Genomic DNA, 24,502 nt, shown 5'->3' on the forward strand with positions numbered 1-24,502 from the left:
TTACTTCAACAATTTCAATTATACAGTTTCAAAGAACTCAAGCGTTTTGCTGTCTTGTGTCAGTGTTACAAACGCTTTTTTCCATTCGCTAGTATATCCGGAATAACGTCCGTACCGTTTAGGCTTAGCTGGAACACGAAGAGTGTTCACGTTTTTCACTTTTACGTTGAAAATAGCTTCCACGGCTTTTTTGATCTCGGTTTTGTTTGCACGGATATCGACTTCAAATACATATTTCAAGTCATTCATCATGTCAGCAGTACGTTCCGTAATAATCGGACGTTTAACAATATCACGAGGATCCTTCATTACGCGAGCACCTCCTCTACCTTCTGAACTGCTTCTTTCGTAATGATCAGTTTGTCGTGCGCAAGCACGTCAAGAACATTAATGCCGTCAGCTGCTACGAATTTCACGCCAGGAATATTCCGTGCGGAAAGAGCCACATTATCATCATAGCTAGGAGCTACGATCAAAGCTTTGCGTCCAACTTTCAAGTTGTTCAAGATGGCTGCAAATTCTTTTGTTTTAGGTGTGCTCAGCGAAAGAGCGTCCAAAACGATAATGTCGTTGTCGAGCACTTTGGATGAAAGAGCTGATTTGATCGCCAAACGGCGAACTTTCTTAGGCAGTTTGTACGCATAGCTCCGTGGTGTCGGACCAAATACGATACCGCCGCCTTTCCATTGTGGAGAACGAATCGAACCTTGACGAGCGCGACCTGTACCTTTTTGTTTCCAAGGCTTACGTCCACCGCCACGTACTTCAGAACGTCCTTTTACTTTGTGGGTACCTTGACGAAGGGAAGCGCGTTGCATAAGCACTGCATCGTACAGAACGGAAGTGTTCGGCTCTACTCCGAATACTGCATCGTTCAGTTCAACTTCGCCCACTTGGCTACCATCTACATTGTAAACTGATACTTTTGGCATTTTGTGTTCCTCCTTTCTTCAGTGGTTATTTTTTCACCGTTTCTTTAACTTTTACAAGACTGTTTTTCGGTCCAGGAATGGAACCCTTCACGAGCAACACGTTACGCTCAGCGTCTACTTTAACAACTTCAAGACGTTGGATTGTAACAGTCTCATGACCCATGTGTCCTGGCAAGTGCTTGCCTTTAGGAACGCGGTTAGCTTGGATCGAACCCATCGAACCCGGGCCACGGTGATAACGAGAACCGTGAGACATAGGTCCAGTGCTTTGTCCCCAACGTTTGATTACGCCGGCAAAACCTTTACCTTTAGAAATACCCGTTACGTCAACGAATTCGCCTTCTGCGAAAATGTCAGCTTTCAACTCTTGGCCAACTTCATATTCCGCGATGTTGATGCCGCGAAGTTCACGAACGTAGCGCTTAGGGGCAGTATTCGCTTTTTTAGCGTGTCCTGCTTCTGGCTTGTTGGCATTTTTCTCTTTCTTATCGGAATAACCGATTTGAACTGCTTCGTAGCCATCGTTCTCAAGATCTTTCTTTTGCAAAACAACACAAGGTCCTGCTTCGATAACTGTTACTGGTACTACGTTACCTTCAGCGGTAAACACTTGAGTCATTCCAAGTTTTTTTCCTAAGATACCTTTCATGTTGACACCTCTTTTCCTTTATACATGGTCTTGTTGATTTATATTACAATTTGATTTCGATATCTACACCGGACGGCAGATCCAAGCGCATCAAGGCATCCACAGTTTGTGGAGTCGGGTTAACGATATCGATCAAACGCTTATGTGTGCGTTGCTCGAATTGCTCCCGAGAATCCTTGTACTTGTGTACCGCACGAAGAATAGTAATGATTTGTTTTTCAGTTGGAAGCGGAATCGGACCGGATACACCAGCACCCGAACGTTTTGCTGTTTCAACAATTTTCTCCGCGGATTGATCAAGAATTCTGTGGTCGTAAGCTTTCAAACGAATACGAATTTTTTGCTTTGCCATTTTAGTCCCTCCTTCTATCGCCCAATTTATTATCGGACATACTCCGTGAAAATTTTCCAACAACCCTCCCATGGCAAAGGGGCCGGGTGTGCCAGTAACCTCTCACATCATCGCAACGTCTCAGAACAACATTCATTATTATATAGAAAAAATGGGCGTATTGCAAGCATATTTAAGAAAAACATTTAAACTAATCTTTTCATATCGAAATGACGTTGTTTAATATGTTATTTCACCGTTATGCAAGCTGCCTTAACCGATCTTTTTTATACATCTGAATGTTCCTCACCATTATGACGCAGGTTCCGAATCTCTTATACATAATAAAAGAGTTCTTTATCCGATGTCGGATAAAGAACTCTTCCGAAGCTTCGTTACAGTACAATGTTACTCGTTCCAGTACACTGTTGCATATGCTTACTCAGCGGAAAGCTGAATTATTTTTGGATGGAAGCTACCGCACCGGCACCAACTGTACGTCCACCTTCGCGGATCGCGAAGCGTGTACCTTCTTCAATCGCAATTGGATTGATCAGTTGTACAGTTACTGTGATGTTGTCGCCTGGCATTACCATTTCAGTACCTTCTGGCAGGTTGATGATACCTGTTACGTCAGTTGTACGGAAATAGAATTGTGGACGGTATCCTGTGAAGAAAGGTTTGTGACGTCCACCCTCTTCTTTAGTCAGAACGTATACTTGAGCTGTAAATTCTGTGTGTGGCTTAACAGAACCTGGTTTAGCCAGTACTTGTCCACGCTCGATGCTTTCACGGTCAACACCACGCAGCAATGCGCCGATGTTGTCACCCGCTTGAGCGGAATCCAGCAATTTACGGAACATTTCAACGCCCGTAACTACGGATTTTTTAGTTTCTTCGTGGATACCCACGATTTCGATCTCTTCACCGACTTTAACAGTACCACGCTCTACACGACCTGTAGCTACTGTACCACGACCAGTGATGGAGAATACGTCCTCAACTGGCATCAAGAAAGGTTTGTCAGTGTCGCGCTCTGGAGTTGGGATGTAAGTATCGATTTCTTTGAACATCTCAACGATTTTTTGAGCCCACTCACCATCAGGGTTTTGCAGAGCTTCACGAGCGGAACCACGAGTGATTGGAGTATCGTCACCTGGGAACTCATATTCGTTGAGCAAGTCGCGAACTTCCATTTCAACCAGTTCCAACAACTCTTCGTCTTCAACCATGTCGCATTTGTTCAAGAATACAACGATGTAAGGTACGCCTACTTGACGGGAGAGCAAGATGTGCTCACGAGTTTGTGGCATTGGGCCGTCAGCTGCGGATACTACCAAGATAGCTCCGTCCATTTGTGCCGCGCCAGTGATCATGTTTTTAACATAGTCGGCGTGACCTGGGCAGTCAACGTGAGCGTAGTGACGAGCGTCAGTTTCGTACTCAACGTGAGCTGTGGAGATTGTGATACCGCGTTCGCGCTCTTCTGGAGCTTTATCGATTTGATCGAAAGCGATTGCTGCGCCACCGTAAGTTTTGGACAATACAGTAGTGATTGCAGCAGTCAGAGTTGTTTTACCATGGTCGACGTGACCGATAGTACCAATGTTAACGTGTGGTTTATTACGTTCGTATTTAGCCTTTGCCATTTGAACGTGGCCTCCTTAAAATGTTAAATTTTATGTTTTCACTGGACCCTAGCATCTAGAAGATTAACTCCCTATGCACTAGCGTCCAGTGTGAGAAAACTACTCGGTGCCTTTTGTTTTGGCAACGATCTCTTCAGCGATGCTCTTAGGAACTTCTTCATAGTGAGAAAGCTCCATGGAGAATACGCCGCGTCCTTGAGTACCGGAACGAAGAGTTGTAGAGTATCCGAACATTTCGGACAAAGGTACTTTAGCACGAATGATTTGAGCTCCACTACGGGAATCCATACCTTCGATGCGGCCACGACGGGAGTTAAGCATACCCATAACGTCACCCATGTACTCTTCCGGAACGGTTACTTCTACTTTCATGATTGGCTCAAGCAGAACTGGACTACATTTGTCTTTCGCTGCTTTCAGCGCCATAGATCCGGCAATTTTAAATGCCATCTCGTTGGAATCGACATCATGGTAAGATCCGTCTACAATTGTAGCCTTAACGTCAACAAGCGGGAAGCCTGCAATAACGCCGTTTTTCATTTGCTCTTCAATCCCTGACAGTGCTGGTTGAATGTATTCTCTAGGAACGGAACCACCGACAACCTTACTTTCAAACTGGCTGCCTGTACCCGGCTCGAGAGGTTCGAATTCAACCCATACGTGACCGTATTGACCACGACCACCGGATTGACGTACGAATTTACCTTCAACGCGCGCTGGAGCACGGAAAGTTTCACGGTAAGCTACTTGTGGTTTACCCACAGTAGTTTCAACCTTGAACTCACGACGCATACGGTCGATGATGATATCAAGGTGAAGCTCACCCATACCTGCCAAGATTGTTTGGCCTGTTTCTTCGTCAGTATGAGCACGAAGAGTTGGATCCTCTTCTGTCAACTTACCGAGAGCAACACCCATTTTATCTTGGTCAGCTTTGGTTTTAGGTTCAACGGCGATTTCGATAACCGGATCAGGGAAGTTCATGGATTCCAAGATAACCGGGTTTTTCTCATCACATAGTGTATCACCTGTACCCGTATCTTTCAAACCTACGGCAGCTGCAATGTCACCGGAGTAAACTTCAGTGATCTCTTGACGGCTGTTCGCGTGCATTTGAAGGATACGACCGATACGCTCACGTTTGTTTTTAGTGGCATTCAATACATAAGAACCGGATTGAAGAACACCGGAGTATACGCGGAAGAATGTCAATTTACCAACGTAAGGGTCAGTCATGATTTTGAAGGCCAATGCGGAGAATGGCTCTTCATCAGAAGACTTGCGAACCGCTTCGGTTCCATCTTCAAGGAGACCCTTGATCGCTGGAACGTCAATTGGAGCTGGCAAGTAGTCGATAACAGCGTCCAACATAAGTTGAACACCTTTGTTACGATAAGAGGATCCACAGATTACTGGGAAGATCTTAACTTCTACTACACCTTTACGGAGAGCGGATTTGATCTCTTCAACAGTGATCTCTTCGCCTTCCAGGTATTTCATAGTCAATTCTTCGTCGAGTTCTGCAACCCGCTCAATCAATTCGTTGCGGAGTTCTTCAACTTGATCTGCAAATTCCGCAGGAATTTCGGTTTCTTCGATATCTTGACCAAGGTCATCTTTGTACATATGAGCTCTTTGTGCAACGATATCAATGATACCTTTAAAATCATTTTCAGCGCCGATTGGCAGTTGAATCGCAACTGCGTTCGCTTGAAGGCGATCACGCATGTCGGAAACAACATTCAAGAAGTCAGCACCGATGATATCCATTTTATTTACGTAAGCGATACGAGGTACGCCGTACTTGTCAGCCTGTCTCCATACAGTTTCAGACTGAGGCTCAACGCCTTCTTTCGCACTGAATACACCAACTGCTCCGTCCAATACACGAAGGGAACGTTCAACTTCAACAGTGAAGTCAACGTGTCCCGGGGTATCAATGATATTAACGCGGTGGCCTTTCCAAGCAGCGGTAGTCGCAGCGGAAGTAATCGTAATTCCGCGCTCCTGTTCCTGTTCCATCCAGTCCATTGTCGCAGCGCCTTCGTGAACTTCACCGATTTTGTGCGTACGGCCTGTGTAGAACAAGATCCGCTCAGTTGTCGTGGTTTTACCCGCATCAATATGAGCCATGATCCCGATATTACGTGTATTTTTCAAGGAGAACTCTCTTGCCATGAAATGGGTCTCCCTTCAAAATTGAAGTTTTTATTGTGAACTGAATCCTACCAACGGTAGTGAGCAAACGCTTTGTTCGCTTCAGCCATTTTGTGCGTATCTTCACGTTTCTTAACGGAAGCGCCTGTGTTGTTGGAAGCGTCGATAATCTCAGCCGCCAAACGCTCTTCCATTGTTTTCTCACCGCGGTTGCGGGAGTAGTTCACGAGCCAACGTAAACCCAAAGCAGTACGTCTCTCTGGTTTTACCTCGATTGGTACTTGGTAGTTGGCACCGCCGACACGGCGAGCTTTAACTTCCAGGACTGGCATGATATTCTTGATTGCTGTCTCAAATACTTCCATCGGGTCATTACCCGTGCGTTCTTGGATCAACTTGAACGCATTATACAGAATGCTTTGAGCAACACCGCGTTTTCCGTCGAGCATGATGCGGTTGATCAAACGAGTAACCAACTTGCTGTTGTATACCGGATCTGGCAACACGTCTCTTTTCGTAACTGGACCTTTGCGTGGCATGGATATCCCCCTTTCTTTCTTGTTAAGCTAACCCTTGTCCTCTGGACATTAAGCCAGAAGATATTCAGGATCGCTTCTTATAATGTGTTAGGCTTTTTTAGCTTTAGGACGTTTAGCACCGTATTTAGAACGAGCTTGCATACGGTTGTTCACGCCTGCAGTATCGAGTGCTCCACGAACGATGTGGTAACGAACCCCTGCAAGGTCCTTAACTTTACCTCCGCGAATCAATACAACACTGTGCTCTTGCAAGTTATGTCCGATACCCGGGATATAAGCAGTTACCTCGAGACGGTTCGTCAAACGAACACGGGCATATTTACGAAGTGCAGAGTTCGGTTTACGTGGAGTCATTGTACCTACACGAGTGCAGACACCACGTTTTTGTGGGGCACTGATGTTAGTAGATTCACGTTTCAAAGCGTTGAACCCTTTTTGCAATGCTGGTGATTTGGACTTTTCAACTTTAGCTTGACGTCCTTTGCGTACCAGTTGGTTAATAGTTGGCATGTGATTGCCACCCCCTTCCTCAATTGTTCATGTTTCTTTATAAACCTCTTATCGCTAAGTCCACAGACCCAGGCGGTTCATAAAAAGACAAATGAAAAGTTTTTGCCTTAGAGAATCCCTAAAAAGTTCTCGGACAAAAACGTTCCTTACCGTATCATTTTGCGACAGCAGCCATTGCTGCTCCCACTCCAATCCCGCAAGCCTTGCCGAGATTTTTCATTGTGTCCACTTTCGTGTACTTCACATTGTGTTGTTCACACAAGGCAATGATTTTGGAAGTGAGCTGCGGATCGCTATCTTCGGCCACATAGACCTCAGCAGCCATTCCTGACTGGACCATCCGCATGGTCTGTTTTGTACCTATTTTGACATGAGCATCTTGCAGGCCTTTTTCATTAGACATTGTTCATTCCTCCGAATAGGACATATACAATCAGCTGCTCACGCACCTTTGATATATTAGCATCTAGCGCAAGCAATGTCAATGCTAATCGTGAAAGATTTATTCAAAGTTTTCGCACATCAGGAAATGTCCGTCTGTATTAAACACACGTCCATCCCCTGACATACAAAACTTTATCTTCACCCTAAATAGGGGGAATCTATCTAATCAACGGAGACTGGCTCAAGTTCTTCGACTGAAGATTGGCCATCTTCCGGCTCAGCAAACTTGATGCTGCGGTAACGGTTCATACCTGTACCTGCAGGGATCAGTTTACCGATGATTACATTTTCCTTCAGACCAAGCAACTGATCGACTTTACCTTTGATCGCTGCATCTGTCAGTACACGTGTAGTCTCTTGGAACGATGCCGCAGAGAGGAAGGAGTCTGTTTCGAGAGATGCTTTTGTGATACCAAGCAGGATTGGTTTCGCAACCGCTGGCTCTTTATCACTAAGAATCGCTGTTTTGTTAGCTCTTTCGTACTCATGCGTATCTACGAACGATCCTGGAAGCAGCGTTGTATCTCCTGCATCGACGATGCGGATTTTACGCAGCATTTGACGGATCATAACTTCAACGTGTTTATCATTAATTTCTACGCCCTGGTTACGGTATACGCGTTGTACTTCCTGCAGAATGTAGTTCTGTACACCACGTACGCCTTTGATGCGCAGCATTTCTTTTGGATCGATGGAACCATCTGTCAGCTCGTCGCCTGCTTCGATCTCCATGCCTTCGCTTACGCGAACACGGGAGCCGTAAGTAACGGAGTAAACTTTGGATTCCGCTTCACCTTGAATTTCGATTTCGCGACGATCTTTCGCTTCACGAATCTCTTTGACAATACCGTCAATCTCACTGATCGTTGCTTGACCCTTAGGATTACGCGCCTCAAACAACTCCTGGATACGCGGCAAACCTTGCGTGATATCGTCTCCGGCTACACCACCGGTGTGGAATGTACGCATTGTCAGCTGTGTTCCTGGCTCACCAATGGATTGCGCAGCGATAATACCAACCGCTTCACCGATCTCCACGTGTTTACCAGTCGCCAGGTTGCGACCGTAACATTTTTTGCAGACACCATGACGAGCACGGCAGCTGAGTACAGAGCGGATTTGCAATTTGGTTACACCTGCTTTGATAATTGCCTCTGCTTTGTCGGAGTCAATCAATTCATTGCGGTGTGCAATAATTTCTTTTGTTTCCGGATGACGAACAGTTTCGAAGCAGTATCTTCCTTCGATACGGTCGTAGAGATCTTCAATAACCTCTTTACCATCCTGGATACGGCTAACCGTGAACCCTTTATCTGTACCACAATCATCTTCACGCACGATTACATCTTGTGCCACGTCTACGAGACGACGAGTCAGGTAACCTGAGTCGGCTGTACGCAAGGCTGTATCGGCCAAACCTTTACGCGCACCGTGTGTCGAGATGAAGTACTCGAGTACCGTCAGACCTTCACGGAAGTTCGATTTGATTGGGAGTTCGATGATACGACCGGACGGGTTGGCCATCAGACCACGCATACCGCCCAATTGGGTGATTTGCGATTTATTACCCCGTGCTTTGGAGTCAACCATCATCATGATAGAGTTGTAACGATCCATCGACTTCATCAGAATCTCGGTGATATCATCTTTCGATTTAGACCAGATATCAATGATGCGGTCATAGCGCTCTTCGTTCGTAATCAGACCACGACGGTACTGGTTTGTAACGATTTGTGCTTTTTCTTCGGATTGTCTGAGAATTTCGAATTTCTCAGGTGGTACGACGACATCAGACACGGCTACAGTAATACCTGCACGCGTCGAGTACGTGAATCCGAGTTGTTTGATTTTATCCAAGATAACCGCTGTTTCCGTTGTATGGTAAATTTCAAAACAACGAGCGATGATTGTACCCAGATATTCCTTACCAACACCACCTGCTAGAGGTGCGTTCATGATTGCTTCTCTCAGGTCAGTCCCCTTTTCATACACAAAGAAATGCTCTGCAGTACCTTGATAAAGGTTTGCACGAGTTGCATCGTTGATGTAAGGGAAACTTGCTGGGAAGATTTCATTAAAGATGATTTTACCGACAGTGGTCAGCAACATTGCATCCTGTTGTTTTTCAGTAAAGCTAGTTTTACCCAGAGCTTTAACCGGAATCGCTACGCGTGCATGCAAGCCGGCAGTACCGCGTTGATACGCAGATACAGCCTCGTTCACTGTACGCAGGATCATGCCAGTACCCTTTTCTTCCTTGTTGTCCATAGTCAGGTAGTATGAACCTAGGACCATATCCTGGGAAGGGGTAACAACTGGTTTACCGTCTTTCGGGTTCAAAATGTTACCAGATGCAAGCATCAGGATACGTGCTTCCGCTTGTGCCTCAGCAGACAACGGAACGTGCACGGCCATTTGGTCACCGTCAAAGTCGGCATTGTATGCCGTACACACGAGTGGGTGAAGACGAATGGCTTTTCCTTCAACCAGAATTGGTTCAAATGCTTGAATACCGAGACGGTGAAGCGTAGGGGCACGGTTGAGTAGAACCGGATGCTCCTTGATTACTTCCTCAAGAACATCCCATACTTCAGGACTTACACGCTCAACTTTACGTTTAGCGCTCTTGATATTGTGGGCAAGCCCTTTATTCACAAGTTCTTTCATTACGAAAGGCTTGAACAGTTCAAGTGCCATATCTTTTGGCAGACCACACTGATACATCTTCAGGTAAGGTCCGACAACGATAACGGAACGACCAGAATAGTCAACACGTTTACCGAGCAAGTTTTGACGGAAACGTCCTTGTTTACCTTTCAGCATGTGGCTGAGAGATTTCAATGGACGGTTACCAGGACCCGTTACCGGGCGTCCGCGACGGCCGTTGTCGATCAATGCGTCAACAGCTTCCTGCAGCATCCGTTTTTCGTTTTGCACGATGATGTCTGGTGCGCCCAGATCAAGCAAGCGTTTCAGACGGTTGTTCCGGTTAATTACACGGCGGTACAGATCATTCAGGTCAGACGTTGCAAAACGTCCACCATCCAATTGTACCATTGGACGAAGTTCCGGCGGGATAACAGGAAGTACATCCATGATCATCCACTCAGGTTTGTTACCCGAGTTGCGGAAAGCTTCAATAACTTCCAGACGTTTGATGGCACGGTTACGACGTTGTCCTTGTGCAGTGCGGAGCTCTTCCTTCAGGAATTCAAGCTCTTTGTCCACATCAAGGTCTTGAAGCAGTTTCTTAACCGCTTCTGCACCCATGCCTGCTTGGAATCCATATCCGTATTTTTCACGGTAGCTGCGGTATTCTTTCTCGGACAACAGCTGTTTTTTCTCCAGTGGAGTTTCTCCTGGATCAGTTACTACATAAGATGCAAAATAGATAATCTCCTCAAGTGATCTTGGAGACATATCCAAAGCGAGACCCATGCGGCTCGGAATACCTTTGAAGTACCAGATGTGCGATACCGGAGCAGCGAGCTCAATATGGCCCATCCGTTCACGGCGTACTTTGGCACGTGTTACTTCAACACCACAGCGGTCACAGACAACGCCTTTATAACGAACGCGTTTGTATTTACCACAGTGACATTCCCAGTCTTTCGTAGGGCCAAAAATCTTTTCGCAGAACAGCCCTTCTTTTTCCGGTTTCAACGTACGATAGTTGATCGTTTCCGGTTTTTTCACTTCTCCGCGGGACCAAGAACGAATTTTTTCTGGGGAAGCAAGCCCGATCTTCATGTATTCGAAATTGTTGACGTCCAACAAGGAGCAACCCTCCTTAACCAATTCCTGTATTCTAGGTTACGCCTTCTCCGGCCGAAGCCGGAGCAAGACGCGAGCCTGATGAAAAACGCCGGTCATCATGCGCCCGAAGCGGTTACTCCACTCCGACCTCTGAACCCTCAAGGTTGAGGCTGAGCTTATCGCTCGCAGCGTCATCTTCATCGTCCATTTCTTTCATTTCAATCTCTTGTTCATCTTCACTCAAAATCTTAACGTCCATACCCAAGCTTTGCAGCTCTTTGATCAATACTTTGAACGATTCAGGAACACCCGGCTCCGGAACATTCTCACCTTTGACAATGGACTCATATGTTTTCACCCGACCAACAACATCATCGGACTTAACAGTCAAGATTTCTTGTAGAGTATAGGCAGCGCCGTATGCTTCAAGCGCCCAAACCTCCATCTCCCCGAAACGCTGTCCACCGAATTGGGCTTTACCACCCAGCGGCTGTTGCGTAACGAGTGAGTAAGGACCTGTGGAACGGGCATGGATTTTATCATCAACCATGTGCGCCAGCTTGATCATATGCATGACGCCGACAGTTACTTCACGTTCAAACTCTTCACCCGTACGGCCATCGTACAGAACGGTTTTACCATTACGCTGCATGCCTGCTTCTTCCATCGTATCGAAGACGTCATACTCTTTCGCTCCGTCGAATACAGGGGTAGCTACGTGGATACCGAGCTGCATAGCAGCCATACCTAAGTGAACTTCGAGCACTTGACCAATGTTCATCCGGGAAGGTACGCCCAGCGGGTTAAGAACGATTTGAACCGGTGTTCCGTCCGGCAGGAAAGGCATATCTTCTTCCGGCAGGATACGAGCCACGACCCCTTTGTTACCGTGACGTCCGGCCATTTTATCACCCTCGGAGATTTTCCGTTTTTGAGCGATATAGACACGAACGAGCTGGTTAACACCCGGAGGCAGTTCATCACCGTTTTCACGGGTAAATACTTTCACGTCTACGACGATCCCGTCAGTACCGTGAGGCACACGCAAGGACGTATCACGAACTTCGCGTGCTTTCTCACCGAAGATTGCATGCAGGAGACGTTCTTCCGCAGTCAGTTCAGTTACACCTTTAGGCGTTACTTTACCCACCAGGATATCGCCAGCAGCAATTTCAGCACCGATCCGGATAATACCACGCTCATCGAGGTTACGCAGCGCTTCTTCCCCTACGTTAGGGATGTCACGTGTGATCTCTTCAGGTCCGAGCTTGGTATCGCGCGCTTCTGACTCATACTCCTCGATGTGGATGGATGTGTAGACATCTTCCTTCACGAGTTTTTCACTAAGCAGAATCGCATCCTCGTAGTTGTAACCTTCCCAAGTCATGAAGGCAACAACGACGTTGCGTCCCAAAGCCAATTCGCCCATTTCCGTCGAAGGACCGTCAGCGAGGATGTCGCCAGCTTTGACAACAGCACCACGTTTAACAATCGGACGTTGGTTAATGCATGTTCCTTGGTTCGAACGCATAAATTTGTGTAATTTATATTTAACGATATCGCCTTTAACTTCTTGGCCATCTACCTCTTCCACACGACGGAGCCAGATTTCATTCGCAGAAGAACGTTCAATAATCCCGTCATATTTGGAGACAATACATACACCGGAATCTTTTGCAGCTTTGTGTTCCATACCTGTTCCTACGAGCGGAGCTTTAGGAATCAAGAGAGGAACCGCCTGCCGCTGCATGTTGGATCCCATCAGTGCGCGGTTGGAGTCATCGTTCTCAAGGAACGGAATGAGCGCCGTAGCGACAGATACAACTTGTTTAGGAGATACGTCCATGTAGTCAACGCGCTCGCTCGGCATTGTAAGGATGTTATCCGATTGTTTGTTGTAACGTACAATGATCGCTTCTTCTGCAAAAGTTCCATCTTCATTCAGTTTCGCGTTCGCTTGAGCGACAACGTAGTTGTCCTCTTCGTCTGCTGTCAGATAATCGATTTGCTCGGTTACGACACCAGTCTTCGGATCTACCCAGCGATATGGAGCTTCGATGAAACCATATTCGTTCACACGGGCAAATGTAGACAACGAGTTGATCAAACCAATGTTTGGTCCCTCTGGAGTCTCGATTGGACACATCCGGCCATAGTGGGATGGATGGACGTCACGGACTTCCATGCCTGCACGCTCACGTGTCAAACCGCCTGGTCCGAGTGCGGACAGACGACGTTTATGCGTCAACTCACCCAGAGGGTTCGTTTGATCCATAAACTGTGACAATTGGGAGCTACCGAAGAACTCTTTAATGGATGCAATTACAGGACGTATGTTAATCAATGCCTGTGGCGTGATCACGTTAGCGTCCTGAATGGACATTCTCTCACGAACAACACGTTCCATACGGGACAAACCGATACGGAACTGGTTCTGCAAGAGTTCACCAACCGAACGCAGACGACGGTTACCCAGGTGATCGATATCATCTGTACTTCCGATGCCGTGCAGAAGGTTAATGAAATAACTGATTGAAGAAATGATATCTGCCGGTGTTACGTTTTTCACTGATTTATCAATGTTAGCATTGGCAATCAGCTTAACGACTTTACCATCTTCAATCGGTGAGAATACGTCAATTGTTTGCATTGGAATATCATTCGCATCCAGAACTCCGTTAGCTACGTGATACGTACGGAAGCCAACACTTTTCTCCAGATAAGGCATGATTTCATCGAGCAAACGACGGTCAACCATTTGACCTGCTTCGGCGATAATTTCGCCAGTTTCAGTATCAACGAGAGACTCAGCCAAACGTTGATTGAACAAACGGTTTTTAATGTGGAGCTTTTTGTTGATTTTGTAACGACCTACGTTAGCCAGGTCATAGCGTTTTGGATCAAAGAAACGAGCTACGAGCAAGCTTTTCGCGTTATCCAGCGTTGGTGGCTCGCCCGGACGAAGACGCTCATAAATTTCAATCAGCGCTTTCTCCGTGGAATCCGTATTGTCTTTGTCCAGCGTGTTGCGAATATATTCGTCATTACCCAGCAGATCCAGAATCTCAGCGTCTGTGCCAAAACCAAGAGCACGCAGGAGAACCGTAACTGGAATTTTACGTGTACGGTCGATCCGGACGTATACAACATCCTTCGCGTCCATCTCCAGTTCGAGCCAAGCGCCGCGGTTAGGAATAACTGTAGCGGTATACGTTTTTTTGGCGTTCTTATCTACTTTTGTACTGAAGTAAACGCTAGGAGAGCGAACCAACTGGCTGACAATAACCCGTTCCGCACCATTAATAATAAATGTGCCGGTTTCGGTCATCAGCGGGAAATCTCCCATGAATACTTCCTGCTCTTTGACTTCGCCGGTTTCCTTATTAATGAGCCGGACTTTGACCCGAAGCGGTGCTGCATAAGTAACGTCACGCTCTTTCGCGTCGTCTACTGTATACTTCGGTTCACCGAGACTGTAATCGATAAATTCCAAAATCAAGTTGCCTGTAAAATCCTGGATCGGCGAGATATCCTGGAACATTTCGCGCAACCCTTCCTCCAAAAACCAATCGTAAGATTTTTGTTGGATCTCAATCAGGTTCGGAACTTCGAGTATCTCGTTAATTCGTGCATAACTGCGCCGAGTGCGTCGACCATATTGAACAAGATGTCCTGCCAACTTAAACTCACCCCTCAATGTCTACTCACTTTAAAAATTTCGTTGCGAACCTCTGTTTGTAACCTTATAATGGTACACATACAGAGCAAAGCAATGCATCCACAAATAAAGAAAAGCCCTTACTCGAATGTCGTTCGAAAAAAGAGCAACTTTGATCGGCGGATGTCTTCCAAAATCATACTTATCCCCAGTTTGCCCAAAATGTACATATTATACGCCAAACGTAGGCATAATAAGCCCGTTCGGCGTAAAAAAAGATTGACATTTTTAGTTAGCTAAAGCCAAGTAGGGCATCTTAATACTGACATTTTACAATAATACCACGACCTGAATTTCAAGTCAATAGTCCTATTGCAAAAAAAATGCTCCCCTGCTTACTTTACAAATCGGAAACTAGCCTTCGGACGAGTCCTCCGTTTTCACCGCTTTGAAAATCCGGTAGCCTTTATCTTTCGTTACTTCTTCCACTCTGCCAAACAAGGATTCCAGCTTCGCTTTTGCCGAAGGAGCCCCTTGCTTTTTCTGAATGACAATCCACAACGAACCACCTACCTTCAGATGCTGATGCGCCTGCTCAAAAATGGTATGAACGGTTTCCTTCCCTGCTCGAATGGGCGGGTTGGTTAGAACTGCATCAAAGTCCCTCTGGTTCACTTCAGAAAGTAGATTACTTTGCATTACCGTTACATTCGTGATTCCATTTGCTTTTGCATTTTCTCTGGAAAGCTCAACCGCTCTCTCGTTGATATCAATCATGGTGACATGTCCTTCGGGTACAAGCTTGGCTGCCGTAAGACCAATCGGTCCATACCCGCAACCCACATCCAGAACATGAGCCCCAGCAGTTAACTCTATAGCATCAATCAGTACTCTGCTGCCGTAATCGATTCCGCTCTTGGAAAATACACCTGCATCGGTAACGAATCGCAATTTCCATCCACGAAGCTCCGCTTCCGTTGCCCGTCTGTCATGTGCGACCTGCGGTTTGTCCGAATAATAATGATTGGACATGTCCTCACTCACTTTCCATATACAATTACAGCAACAAACCCCTTGATATAAGTCAAGGGGTTTGTTGTTTTGTTCATTTAGCTTGTAAAAGCCAAATTATTTAACTTCGATTGTAGCGCCTGCTTCTTCCAATTTAGCTTTGATGGATTCAGCTTCTTCTTTGCTAACTTTTTCTTTCAATGCTTTTGGAGCATTGTCAACTACTTCTTTAGCTTCTTTCAGGCCAAGACCTGTGATTTCACGAACTGCTTTGATAACGTTGATTTTGGAAGCACCAGCGCTTGCCAAGATTACGTCGAACTCGGATTGCTCAGCTTCTGCAGAAGCAGCTGCGCCACCTGCAACAGCTACTGGAGCTGCAGCAGTTACACCGAATTCTTCTTCGATTGCTTTAACAAGATCGTTCAGTTCCAGTACAGTCATGCCTTTGATTGCTTCCAAGATTTGCTCTTTACTCATGATTGAACCTCCATATATAATTTTATTTTTTTGTCATTCAATGCCGCCTAAGTAGCTATCAGATCAAGTAGCTTACGCGCCTTGTTCTTCTTTTTCCGCAACAGCTTTAACCGCAAGCGCGAAGTTGCGCACTGGCGCTTGAAGCACGCTGAGGAGCATGGAGAGGAGACCTTCGCGGGATGGCAGTTCTGCCAACGCCTTAACTTCTTCTACTCCGATTACACGACCTTCAACAACTGCACCTTTCAATTCCAGTGCGTCGTTCTTTTTAGCGAAGTCGTTCAGAATTTTGGCTGGAGCCACAGCATCTTCGGCGCTGAATGCAATTGCAGTAGGACCTGTAAGAACGCTATCGAGTTCTGTCAGTTCTGCTGCAGCAGTCGCACGGCGAAGCAATGTGTTTTTCAGCACTTGGAATTCGATTCCGGCTTCACGAAGCTGCTTACGCAGCTCAGTTACTTGGGCAACGTTCAGACCGCGATAGTCAACAACAACTGTCGTAGCGCTCTCGCGCAATTTCGCTGTTACTGCATCAACGGACTCTTGTTTTGCTTGAATCACTTTTGCGTTTGCCAAACTGTACACCTCCTGATCAAATTTATCCCATTAAGAAAAGCCTCCGTAGAATCACGAAGGCTTGATATATACTCATAATCGATTTACATCGTTCTAAGTTCTATAATCATACCTCGGTAGGAAATTAAGCCTGATGGCACCTACTGTCTACGGCAAGCATATTCAAATGTCAACGGTCAGTCACTCGGACTCACAACTTTTATATCATATCAAAACAGAACGAGTCTGTCAACAGATATTATCTAAAAGATGCTGCGTTCACGCGTGCGCCAGGGCCCATCGTGGAAGAAAGAGAAACATTCTTCAGATAAACACCTTTTGCTGCCGCCGGTTTAGCACGGTTCAGAGCGTCCATGAGAGCTTTCAAGTTCTCGTTCAGTTGCTCTGCAGAGAAAGATGCTTTACCGATCGGTGCATGAATTTGACCTGCACGATCCAGACGATATTCGATTTTACCGGCTTTGATTTCTTGAACAGCCTTGGATACATCGAAAGTTACCGTTCCGGCTTTAGGGTTAGGCATCAGACCTTTACCGCCGAGCAGTCGGCCCAATTTACCTACTTCACTCATCATATCTGGTGTCGCTACGCAGACGTCGAATTCGAACCAGCCTTGTTGGATTTTGTTGATCATGTCTGCATCACCAACATAGTCCGCGCCAGCCGCTTCCGCTTCTTTCGCTTTGTCACCTTTTGCAAATACCAATACGCGTTGTGTTTTACCTGTGCCGTGTGGCAAGACAACTACACCACGTACAGCCTGGTCTTGCTTACGTGGGTCAACGCCCAAGCGTACTGCTGCTTCGATAGTTTCATCGAATTTTGCAGTGGCTGCCTTTTTCACAAGCTCTACAGCTTCTGAAGGCTCGTAAGTTGCTTCGCTGTCGATCAGCTTAGCAGCTTCCAGGTATTTTTTACCGTGTTTAGCCATGTTATATTCCTCCTTTGTGGTTTTAGCGGATATACCTCCCACATCAACCGGCCGCGAATCGGCCGGCTTTACGAAGCCATGTTTCAGATGAAAAATTAGTCTTCGATGGTGATACCCATGCTACGGGCAGTACCTTCGACCATACGCATTGCGGACTCAACGTTCGCTGCATTCAGGTCAGGCATTTTTTGTTCTGCGATTTGACGTACCGCATCACGTTTAACAGTAGCAACTTTTTTCTTGTTCGGTTCGCCGGATCCTTTTTCCACTTTAGCTGCCACTTTCAACAGAACTGCTGCTGGTGGAGTTTTAGTGATGAAAGTAAAGGAACGGTCCTCGAATACTGTAATTTCAACAGGAATAATCAATCCCGCTTGATCGGCTGTACGAGCGTTGAACTCTTTACAGAATGCCATGATGTTGACACCTGCTTGACCCAAAGCTGGACCTACCGGAGGCGCTGGATTCGCTTTACCTGCTGGAATTTGCAGTTTTACCATTTTGATTACCTTTTTTGCCATGATTGACACCTCCTTGCAAAATAGTGGTTAACGAACCTTTCGGTCCTCCCACAAGAAACTTGAAGAGACTATATCTTCTCCACTTGTGTATATTCCAACTCAAGCGGTGTTTCCCGTCCAAACATGTTCACATGCACTTTCAACTTGCTTTTGTCTACCAAAATTTCTTCCACGGAGCCCACAAAATTCGCAAAAGGACCAACTTTAATTCGTACGGATTCCTTAATGTCGAATTCAATTTTCGGCTTCGGCTCAACCATGCCCATATGCTTCAGAATTTGTTCCACTTCTTCAGGCAACAGAGCAGTTGGTTTGGACCCGGAACCTGTCGAACCGACAAATCCCGTAACACCCGGTGTATTGCGAACAACATACCAAGAGTCATCCGTTTGGATCATTTCCACCAAGACATAGCCGGGGTAAACTTTACGCATAACGGTCTTTTTCTTACCGTCCTTGTTTACCACTTCTTCTTCCATAGGAACAAGAACGCGGAATATCTTGTCTTCCATGCCCATGGACTCTACGCGTTTTTCCAAATTGGCTTTGACCTTATTCTCATACCCTGAGTAGGTATGAACGACGTACCATCTTTTTTCCATATCAAGCCACCTGGGACCCTTCTTAAATAATCGCTTCGATCACAGCGGAGATGCCGATATCAACGACCCAAAAAAACAGCGTCATAACCACAACAGTACCAAGAACGATCAATGTGTAGTTGGTCAGCTCTTTACGATTAGGCCAGCGAACTTTTTTAAGTTCAGCCCAGCTTTCTGAGAAAAAGGAAATCAGAGATTTGAAACTACGTTTCACGCCGACTACACCTCCCAAAAACTATCTGGTTTCGCGATGAGAAGTCTGCTCGTTACAAAACTTGCAAAATTTCTTCATCTCCATGCGGTCGGGGTGATTACGCTTGTTTTTTGTCGTAGTGTAATTTCTTTGTTTGCAGTTTGTACAAGCCAAAGTAATAATTACCCGCATGATGTACACCTCCCGAAGACTTCCACTTTAAAGGAGAGTCTCTAAATTGATCCTAAAAAAAAGCCGCGAATTTAGGCCTACCTAAAACACTTTATCATAAGGGTATAACCATGTCAATGAAAGAATAGCCTTTCACCACTGGTAAAAGTTCCGTACAAAATGGGAGGGCAGTTCGGGCATCTCTGATTTTTTCTCTTCTCCTGCTGGGACCAAGCGATTACTAGTATTATCAATCTTTTGACTTATAAACTTAAAGCAGCAAAAAAAGACTCAAACTCCGAGCCTTTTCCGTCAACAGCAACATTGTTCAATTATCTCGTACTTCCAGGTACTTTTCAAGTTTGCGCTTAACACGCTGCAGTGCATTATCAATGGACTTCACATGCCGGTCCAAATCTACTGCAATCTCTTGATAAGATCTCCCGTCCAGATACAACATCAATACTTTTCGTTCCAAGTCACTTAGAATCTCCGACATCTTATCTTCCAGACCCACAAACTCTTCCTGGTTAATGATAAGCTCTTCTGGATCACTGACCTGGGTTCCACAAATCACATCGAGTAACGTACGATCGGATTCTTCATCATAGATTGGCTTGTCCAACGATACATAGGAATTAAGCGGAATATGTTTCTGACGTGTTGCCGTCTTAATTGCCGTAATAATCTGTCTGGTGATACACAGCTCGGCAAAAGCTTTGAACGAAGCCAGCTTGTCTCCTTTGAAATCCCGAATGGATTTGTAGAGACCAATCATTCCTTCCTGAATGATATCTTCCCGGTCTGCCCCAATCAGAAAATAAGATCTTGCCTTGGCGCGTACAAAGTTGCGATATTTGTTAATCAAAAACTCCAGCGCTTCGCTCTCACCTTCACGGACCGCTTCGACAATGTCTTCGTCACTTTGGTAATCATACTTTGATAACATGATATCTTTGAGGTCGACACTCACAGACAATCCCTCCGGCTGCAACGCAAGGTACACCGTTACTCTACTCTATGAAATATACGAACAGTATATATGATGGCACCTCACACCGTCAACCACGCTATCCCTAAAAAAGAACATCAATAACATAATTGTCAAGACTTTCAAGATTGAAATATTTGTAAAACAGTTCCCTATCCACGTCGCCAGCGCTCGAATTGCTTCAACACATCCGGGCTAAGCTTGGCCCCGAGTGTATTGCGTGTGGACTTGGCCTGATCCTCCTCCAGACGTTTCTGCAACTCTTTCTCATTCTGCTCCACTTCGATCAGCAGTTCCCTGGCAGACACACGTAATGCTCCCTGTCCAAAAATGACATGCTGTTCTACCATATCGCTTGTGGCTACATAGATTTGGCGTCTCCGCGAGGTTAGTTCCCGTACGAGTCTCTCAATGCATTCGTCAGCCGTCTCTTTTTCCTTGGTAAAATAGATCTGTACCTTGCTCTGTGTGTATGTTTTACCAAGTCCGGGTACGAGATAGGCATCAAAAACAACGATGACCTTGCGACCGGAGAACGCCTGATAGTCGGCAAGACGGAAGAGAAGACGATTCCGCGCCTCCTCAAGCCCACTCTCTGCCAATCTGGACAGTTCTGGCCAGTCACCAATCATGTTATACCCGTCCACCAGAAGCACATCCCGGGAATCTGCCATACCATCTATCCCTGTGCTTGGCGCGAACGAAGCACTTCGTACATGACAACACCCGCCGCCACGGAAGCATTCAGGGAGTTAATCTGCCCCTGCATCGGCAATTTGACCAGTACATCACACTTCTCACGAATTAGTCGGCCCATACCTTTGTTTTCGTTCCCGATAACCAGGGCTACCGGTCCTGTGAATACGCCATTGCCAAATACCGCCTCTTGTGCGGTCACATCTGTACCCACAACCCACACGCCCTCTTCCTTGAGACGATCAATCGTCTGAGCCAGGTTGCTAACTCTGGCAACCGGTACATATTCAGCCGCGCCTGCTGAAGTTTTTGATACCGTTGCAGTCACTGATGCTGAACGCCGCTTAGGGACAATGACACCGTGAGCTCCCGTGCAGTCAGCTGTCCGCAGAATGGAACCCAGGTTATGCGGATCTTCAATTTCGTCCAGCAAAATCAAAAACGGATGCTCATTCTTCGATTTTGCCGCTTCCAAAATATCCTCTACCTCAGCATAAGCATAAGGGGCCGCTTGCGCGACAACACCCTGATGCTGAATGCCCGGCACGGTTTGATCCAATTTGCGCTTGTCCACATGCTGAATTACGATACCGAGTTTTTTGGCTTCCGCGATAATTGGTTGGGTCAAGTGTTTCTGTGCTGTATCAGCGATCCATATTTTGTTGATGGTACGTCCTGAACGCAGCGCCTCCGTCACGGAGTGCTTACCAGCAATCCATTCTTCTTCCATATTGCTTCGGTCCTCTCTATTACGTCCTGCATATACCTCCTGATTGGCTTGTACCACAGGAACGACTAAGTTGTTATTTTTATTTTTGGTTTGGTGACGATGACTGCTGCTCTGCATGCTCAATTCCCTGCGTAATCAGTTGGATCATGCGCTCATGCCGACCACTACTGTACAGGTAACCCACAAGGCATTCTAGAGCAGTGGCATGTCTGTATTCCAGCACATCGGCATTCTTGGGGATACTGCCCGACTTGGCATTCCGCCCCTGTCTTACAACGTCGCGCTCTTCTTCGGTCAATTGTTCCTCGATCCCTGTAAGGATTCGACTCTGTGCCTTGGCTGATACGAGCCCCGTTGCACTGCGGTGTAAGTGATTCGGACGCATATTGGCTTTCGACAACAGATACTGCCTGACCGCTACCTCATACACTGCATCACCGATATAGGCGAGTGCAATCGGAGGAATCAATCTTGCAGGCCGGGAAGGCGGGTACGGAAACCACCCTCCCTGTGCCACAGCCTCTGTCTGCTCTTCAGTAGGCCGTTCCCCCTGCTCCGAATGATCGACAGAATCAGACAGATTTTTCAATTCGTCCTCGTTCATTTGCGCCGCCATCTCATCCCTTGAGCCGTATCTTCAAGCAGGATGCCCTGCGCTGACAATTCGTCTCTGATTTCATCAGCCCGTGCCCAGTTCTTGGACTTGCGCGCTTCCGTACGCTCTTCAATCAGGCGTTCAATCTCTTCATCCAGGAGCTCCGGCTCTGCTTCCGTATAAATGCGAAGCACCGCATTCAACTCACCAAACAGCTCAAGCAATGCACGAATTTCTGCAGCGTTTACGACTTCCTTTTGCAGCAGCTGGTTTGCTTCCGCAGCCCATTCGAACAATGCTGTAATGGCATCCGGAGTATTGAAATCATCCTGCATTTTCTCGTGATACTGCTGGCGAATCTGCTCCAGTTTAGCAGCGAACTCCGCTGTAATATCCTGATCTACCGTTACCGCCTGCAAACGATGCTTCAGATTGCCAACGGCATTCGCAATCCGATCCACACTGTTTTGTGCTTGCTCCATTGTATCTTCGGTAAAGTTAAGCGGATTGCGGTAATGTGTCGACAACATAAAATAACGAATGGCTTCACGTTTGTACTGGGTTCGAAGGTCTTTTACAAGCACTCCGTTACCGAGTGATTTCGACATTTTTTCGTTATCAATACGGATAAATCCGTTATGCATCCAGTAGTTGGCGAGCGGTTTGCCTGTCAGCACCTCGGATTGTGCACATTCGCACTCATGGTGAGGGAACTGCAGATCCTGTCCGCCTCCATGGATATCGAGCGTATCTCCCAGGTATTCACGCGCCATAGCAGAGCATTCGATATGCCAGCCCGGACGACCATTGCCCCAAGGACTGGACCAGTAGATTTCACCCGGTTTAGCCGCTTTCCAGAGCACGAAGTCTTCGGGATGTTCTTTGCGTTCATCTACACCAATCCGGATACCGAACTGAAGTTCCTGCAGGTTCTGCTTCGACAGCTTGCCGTACTCCTCGAATTTGCCTGTTCGGTAATATACGTCGCCACCATTTTCGTAGGCAACGTCCTTTTCAACCAACTCACGGATAAAATCGATAATGAGCGGCATATTCTCCGTAACTCTCGGGTTGCTGCTGGCTTTGGGAATCCCCAATCCCTCAAGATCCTCGTAGTAAGCAGCAATAAACTTCTCGGCAACATGAGGAACGTCAGTACCCAGCTGTTCGGCTTTGCGAATCAATTTATCATCAACATCCGTGAAGTTTACAACGTAGTTCACTTCATGTCCTGTCTGTTCCAAGTAGCCGCGAACGGTGTCGAAAAAAATAACCGGACGTGCATTCCCGATATGAATGTAATCATACACTGTCGGTCCGCACACATACATTTTTACCTTCCCCGGTTCTTGGGGAACGAAATTCTCTTTGGTACGACTCATCGTATTGTAAATTTGAAGCGTCATGGTCACTTTCCTTTCATTCATACTTCCCTATTTATTTATTGTATCACGCGAAGTCTCATTCTTACGGCTATCCTGTAGTGTACGCACTTCTTCACGCAACCGTTCGATCTCTTGCTGCATACTGCGCAGAGAGTCAATGACCGGATCGGGCAGCTGCTGATTCAGACGATCCACCCGCCGTCCGTCCTGCTTGACGATTCTTCCCGGTATGCCTACAACTGTACTGTTGGATGGTACTTCTTTCAATACGACCGAGTTAGCTCCAATGTTACTTTGATCACCAACGCTGAATGAACCGAGCACTTTGGCTCCCGATGAGATAACCACATTATTGCCAATCGTCGGGTGCCTCTTTCCTTTTTCTTTCCCTGTTCCGCCAAGTGTAACCCCCTGGTAAATAACAACATCATCGCCAATCTCACAGGTTTCACCAATAACTACACCCATTCCGTGGTCAATAAACAGCCGATTCCCGATGGTCGCTCCAGGGTGAATCTCGATTCCTGTCATAAAACGGCTGAACTGCGAGATGAACCGGGCAACCGAGAACCATTTGCGTTTATAGAAAAAGTGCGCGATCCGATGAGCCCATATTGCATGCAGCCCCGAATAGGTAAATACAACCTCGAACCATCCCCGGGCAGCCGGATCGTTTTCAAACACCGCCTGGATATCTGATCTGATCTTCTTGAACATGCTCGTTCCCCTCTTGTTCAGGTCTTCGTCCTCCGGCATACCGGACGGCGCAGCCCTCTTGGTAGTGTACTGCTGACTCGCCCCAAACAAAAAACGCCCCTGCAGCATTATGCTGCAGAGGCGTTAATCGCGGTCCCACTCTGCTCGGCCCAGACTTACGTATCAGAATTAGACAGTCAGCGTATGGCTGCCACCTGTTTCGACAAATAAGAATGAACCCTCAAGCGGTTCGGTAACGGAAACCAACCGTCACAACCTATCCTGACGTTTTCCTCTCC

At 46.6% G+C, this 24,502-nt stretch carries 25 protein-coding genes and 1 other annotated feature; all 25 genes read right to left on the bottom strand.

Translation table 11 applies throughout. The annotated features are described in order from the left end of the window. Nucleotides 1–18: 18 nt before the first annotated feature. The gene (gene rplW / locus CHH60_RS28780) at nt 19–309 is read right to left on the bottom strand and encodes a 50S ribosomal protein L23 (RefSeq protein ID WP_024633586.1); all 291 of its coding nucleotides are present in this window, start codon (nt 307–309) and stop codon (nt 19–21) included. After that, the gene (gene rplD / locus CHH60_RS28785) at nt 309–932 is read right to left on the bottom strand and encodes a 50S ribosomal protein L4 (RefSeq protein WP_095293419.1); all 624 of its coding nucleotides are present in this window, start codon (nt 930–932) and stop codon (nt 309–311) included. The genes rplW and rplD overlap by 1 nt, the downstream gene beginning before the upstream one ends. 25 nt (nt 933–957) lie before the next feature. Continuing rightward, nucleotides 958–1,581: a 50S ribosomal protein L3 gene (rplC, locus tag CHH60_RS28790; protein WP_095362280.1), complete on the bottom strand. Its 624-nt coding sequence runs from the start codon at nt 1,579–1,581 to the stop codon at nt 958–960. Nucleotides 1,582–1,624: 43 nt separating this feature from the next. After that, entirely contained in the window at nt 1,625–1,933 is a 309-nt protein-coding gene (gene rpsJ / locus CHH60_RS28795) for a 30S ribosomal protein S10 (RefSeq protein ID WP_017692074.1), read from the bottom strand. 437 nt (nt 1,934–2,370) lie between these two features. Next, nucleotides 2,371–3,561, bottom strand: a complete 1,191-nt coding sequence (gene tuf, locus CHH60_RS28800) for an elongation factor Tu (protein ID WP_095362281.1) — start codon at nt 3,559–3,561, stop codon at nt 2,371–2,373. Nucleotides 3,562–3,660: 99 nt separating this feature from the next. Next, entirely contained in the window at nt 3,661–5,739 is a 2,079-nt protein-coding gene (gene fusA, locus CHH60_RS28805; protein ID WP_095362282.1) for an elongation factor G, read from the bottom strand. 47 nt (nt 5,740–5,786) lie between these two features. Beyond that, complete coding sequence (gene rpsG, locus CHH60_RS28810; protein WP_056697679.1) at nt 5,787–6,257, bottom strand: 30S ribosomal protein S7; 471 nt, start codon at nt 6,255–6,257, stop codon at nt 5,787–5,789. Nucleotides 6,258–6,344: 87 nt separating this feature from the next. Next, entirely contained in the window at nt 6,345–6,767 is a 423-nt protein-coding gene (gene rpsL, locus CHH60_RS28815; RefSeq protein WP_017692070.1) for a 30S ribosomal protein S12, read from the bottom strand. A gap of 154 nt (nt 6,768–6,921) precedes the next feature. Next, the gene (locus tag CHH60_RS28820) at nt 6,922–7,170 is read right to left on the bottom strand and encodes a ribosomal L7Ae/L30e/S12e/Gadd45 family protein (protein ID WP_076292165.1); all 249 of its coding nucleotides are present in this window, start codon (nt 7,168–7,170) and stop codon (nt 6,922–6,924) included. Between the two features lie 203 nt (nt 7,171–7,373). Further along, complete coding sequence (gene rpoC / locus CHH60_RS28825; RefSeq protein ID WP_095362283.1) at nt 7,374–10,988, bottom strand: DNA-directed RNA polymerase subunit beta'; 3,615 nt, start codon at nt 10,986–10,988, stop codon at nt 7,374–7,376. Between the two features lie 112 nt (nt 10,989–11,100). After that, the gene (gene rpoB / locus CHH60_RS28830) at nt 11,101–14,646 is read right to left on the bottom strand and encodes a DNA-directed RNA polymerase subunit beta (RefSeq protein WP_095293424.1); all 3,546 of its coding nucleotides are present in this window, start codon (nt 14,644–14,646) and stop codon (nt 11,101–11,103) included. A 393-nt stretch (nt 14,647–15,039) separates the two neighbouring features. Then, nucleotides 15,040–15,657, bottom strand: coding sequence for a class I SAM-dependent methyltransferase (locus CHH60_RS28835; RefSeq protein ID WP_095293425.1), 618 nt, complete (start codon nt 15,655–15,657; stop codon nt 15,040–15,042). 96 nt (nt 15,658–15,753) lie between these two features. Further along, entirely contained in the window at nt 15,754–16,116 is a 363-nt protein-coding gene (gene rplL / locus CHH60_RS28840; RefSeq protein ID WP_095362284.1) for a 50S ribosomal protein L7/L12, read from the bottom strand. 72 nt (nt 16,117–16,188) lie between these two features. After that, on the bottom strand, nt 16,189–16,692 hold the full coding sequence (gene rplJ, locus CHH60_RS28845) for a 50S ribosomal protein L10 (protein WP_095293427.1): 504 nt from the start codon (nt 16,690–16,692) through the stop codon (nt 16,189–16,191). A 24-nt stretch (nt 16,693–16,716) separates the two neighbouring features. Continuing rightward, nucleotides 16,717–16,863 (bottom strand) — a sequence feature (ribosomal protein L10 leader region). A gap of 67 nt (nt 16,864–16,930) precedes the next feature. Then, nucleotides 16,931–17,623, bottom strand: coding sequence for a 50S ribosomal protein L1 (gene rplA, locus CHH60_RS28850; protein ID WP_095293428.1), 693 nt, complete (start codon nt 17,621–17,623; stop codon nt 16,931–16,933). 95 nt (nt 17,624–17,718) lie between these two features. Beyond that, entirely contained in the window at nt 17,719–18,144 is a 426-nt protein-coding gene (gene rplK, locus CHH60_RS28855) for a 50S ribosomal protein L11 (protein WP_053779217.1), read from the bottom strand. Nucleotides 18,145–18,212: 68 nt separating this feature from the next. Beyond that, complete coding sequence (nusG, locus tag CHH60_RS28860; protein WP_056697652.1) at nt 18,213–18,746, bottom strand: transcription termination/antitermination protein NusG; 534 nt, start codon at nt 18,744–18,746, stop codon at nt 18,213–18,215. A 22-nt stretch (nt 18,747–18,768) separates the two neighbouring features. Beyond that, nucleotides 18,769–18,960: a preprotein translocase subunit SecE gene (gene secE, locus CHH60_RS28865; protein WP_024633600.1), complete on the bottom strand. Its 192-nt coding sequence runs from the start codon at nt 18,958–18,960 to the stop codon at nt 18,769–18,771. A 21-nt stretch (nt 18,961–18,981) separates the two neighbouring features. After that, nucleotides 18,982–19,131 (bottom strand): 50S ribosomal protein L33, encoded by a 150-nt coding sequence (gene rpmG / locus CHH60_RS28870; protein ID WP_072735843.1) that lies wholly within the window; start codon nt 19,129–19,131, stop codon nt 18,982–18,984. 307 nt (nt 19,132–19,438) lie between these two features. After that, complete coding sequence (gene sigH / locus CHH60_RS28875; protein ID WP_024633601.1) at nt 19,439–20,083, bottom strand: RNA polymerase sporulation sigma factor SigH; 645 nt, start codon at nt 20,081–20,083, stop codon at nt 19,439–19,441. A 170-nt stretch (nt 20,084–20,253) separates the two neighbouring features. Further along, a complete protein-coding gene (locus CHH60_RS28880) occupies nt 20,254–20,775 on the bottom strand; it encodes an NYN domain-containing protein (RefSeq protein WP_095362285.1) in 522 nt (173 codons plus the stop codon). 5 nt (nt 20,776–20,780) lie between these two features. Then, on the bottom strand, nt 20,781–21,527 hold the full coding sequence (gene rlmB / locus CHH60_RS28885) for a 23S rRNA (guanosine(2251)-2'-O)-methyltransferase RlmB (protein ID WP_095362297.1): 747 nt from the start codon (nt 21,525–21,527) through the stop codon (nt 20,781–20,783). Nucleotides 21,528–21,606: 79 nt separating this feature from the next. Next, entirely contained in the window at nt 21,607–22,131 is a 525-nt protein-coding gene (locus tag CHH60_RS28890) for a Mini-ribonuclease 3 (protein ID WP_095362286.1), read from the bottom strand. Beyond that, complete coding sequence (gene cysS, locus CHH60_RS28895; RefSeq protein ID WP_095362287.1) at nt 22,128–23,528, bottom strand: cysteine--tRNA ligase; 1,401 nt, start codon at nt 23,526–23,528, stop codon at nt 22,128–22,130. Before cysS ends, CHH60_RS28890 begins: the two co-directional genes overlap by 4 nt. 27 nt (nt 23,529–23,555) lie before the next feature. Then, nucleotides 23,556–24,224, bottom strand: coding sequence for a serine O-acetyltransferase (cysE, locus tag CHH60_RS28900; RefSeq protein ID WP_095362298.1), 669 nt, complete (start codon nt 24,222–24,224; stop codon nt 23,556–23,558). Nucleotides 24,225–24,502 lie beyond the last annotated feature (278 nt).

This window comes from Paenibacillus sp. 7523-1, from assembly GCF_002276415.1.
Classification (GTDB): Bacteria; Bacillota; Bacilli; order Paenibacillales; family Paenibacillaceae; genus Paenibacillus; species Paenibacillus illinoisensis_A.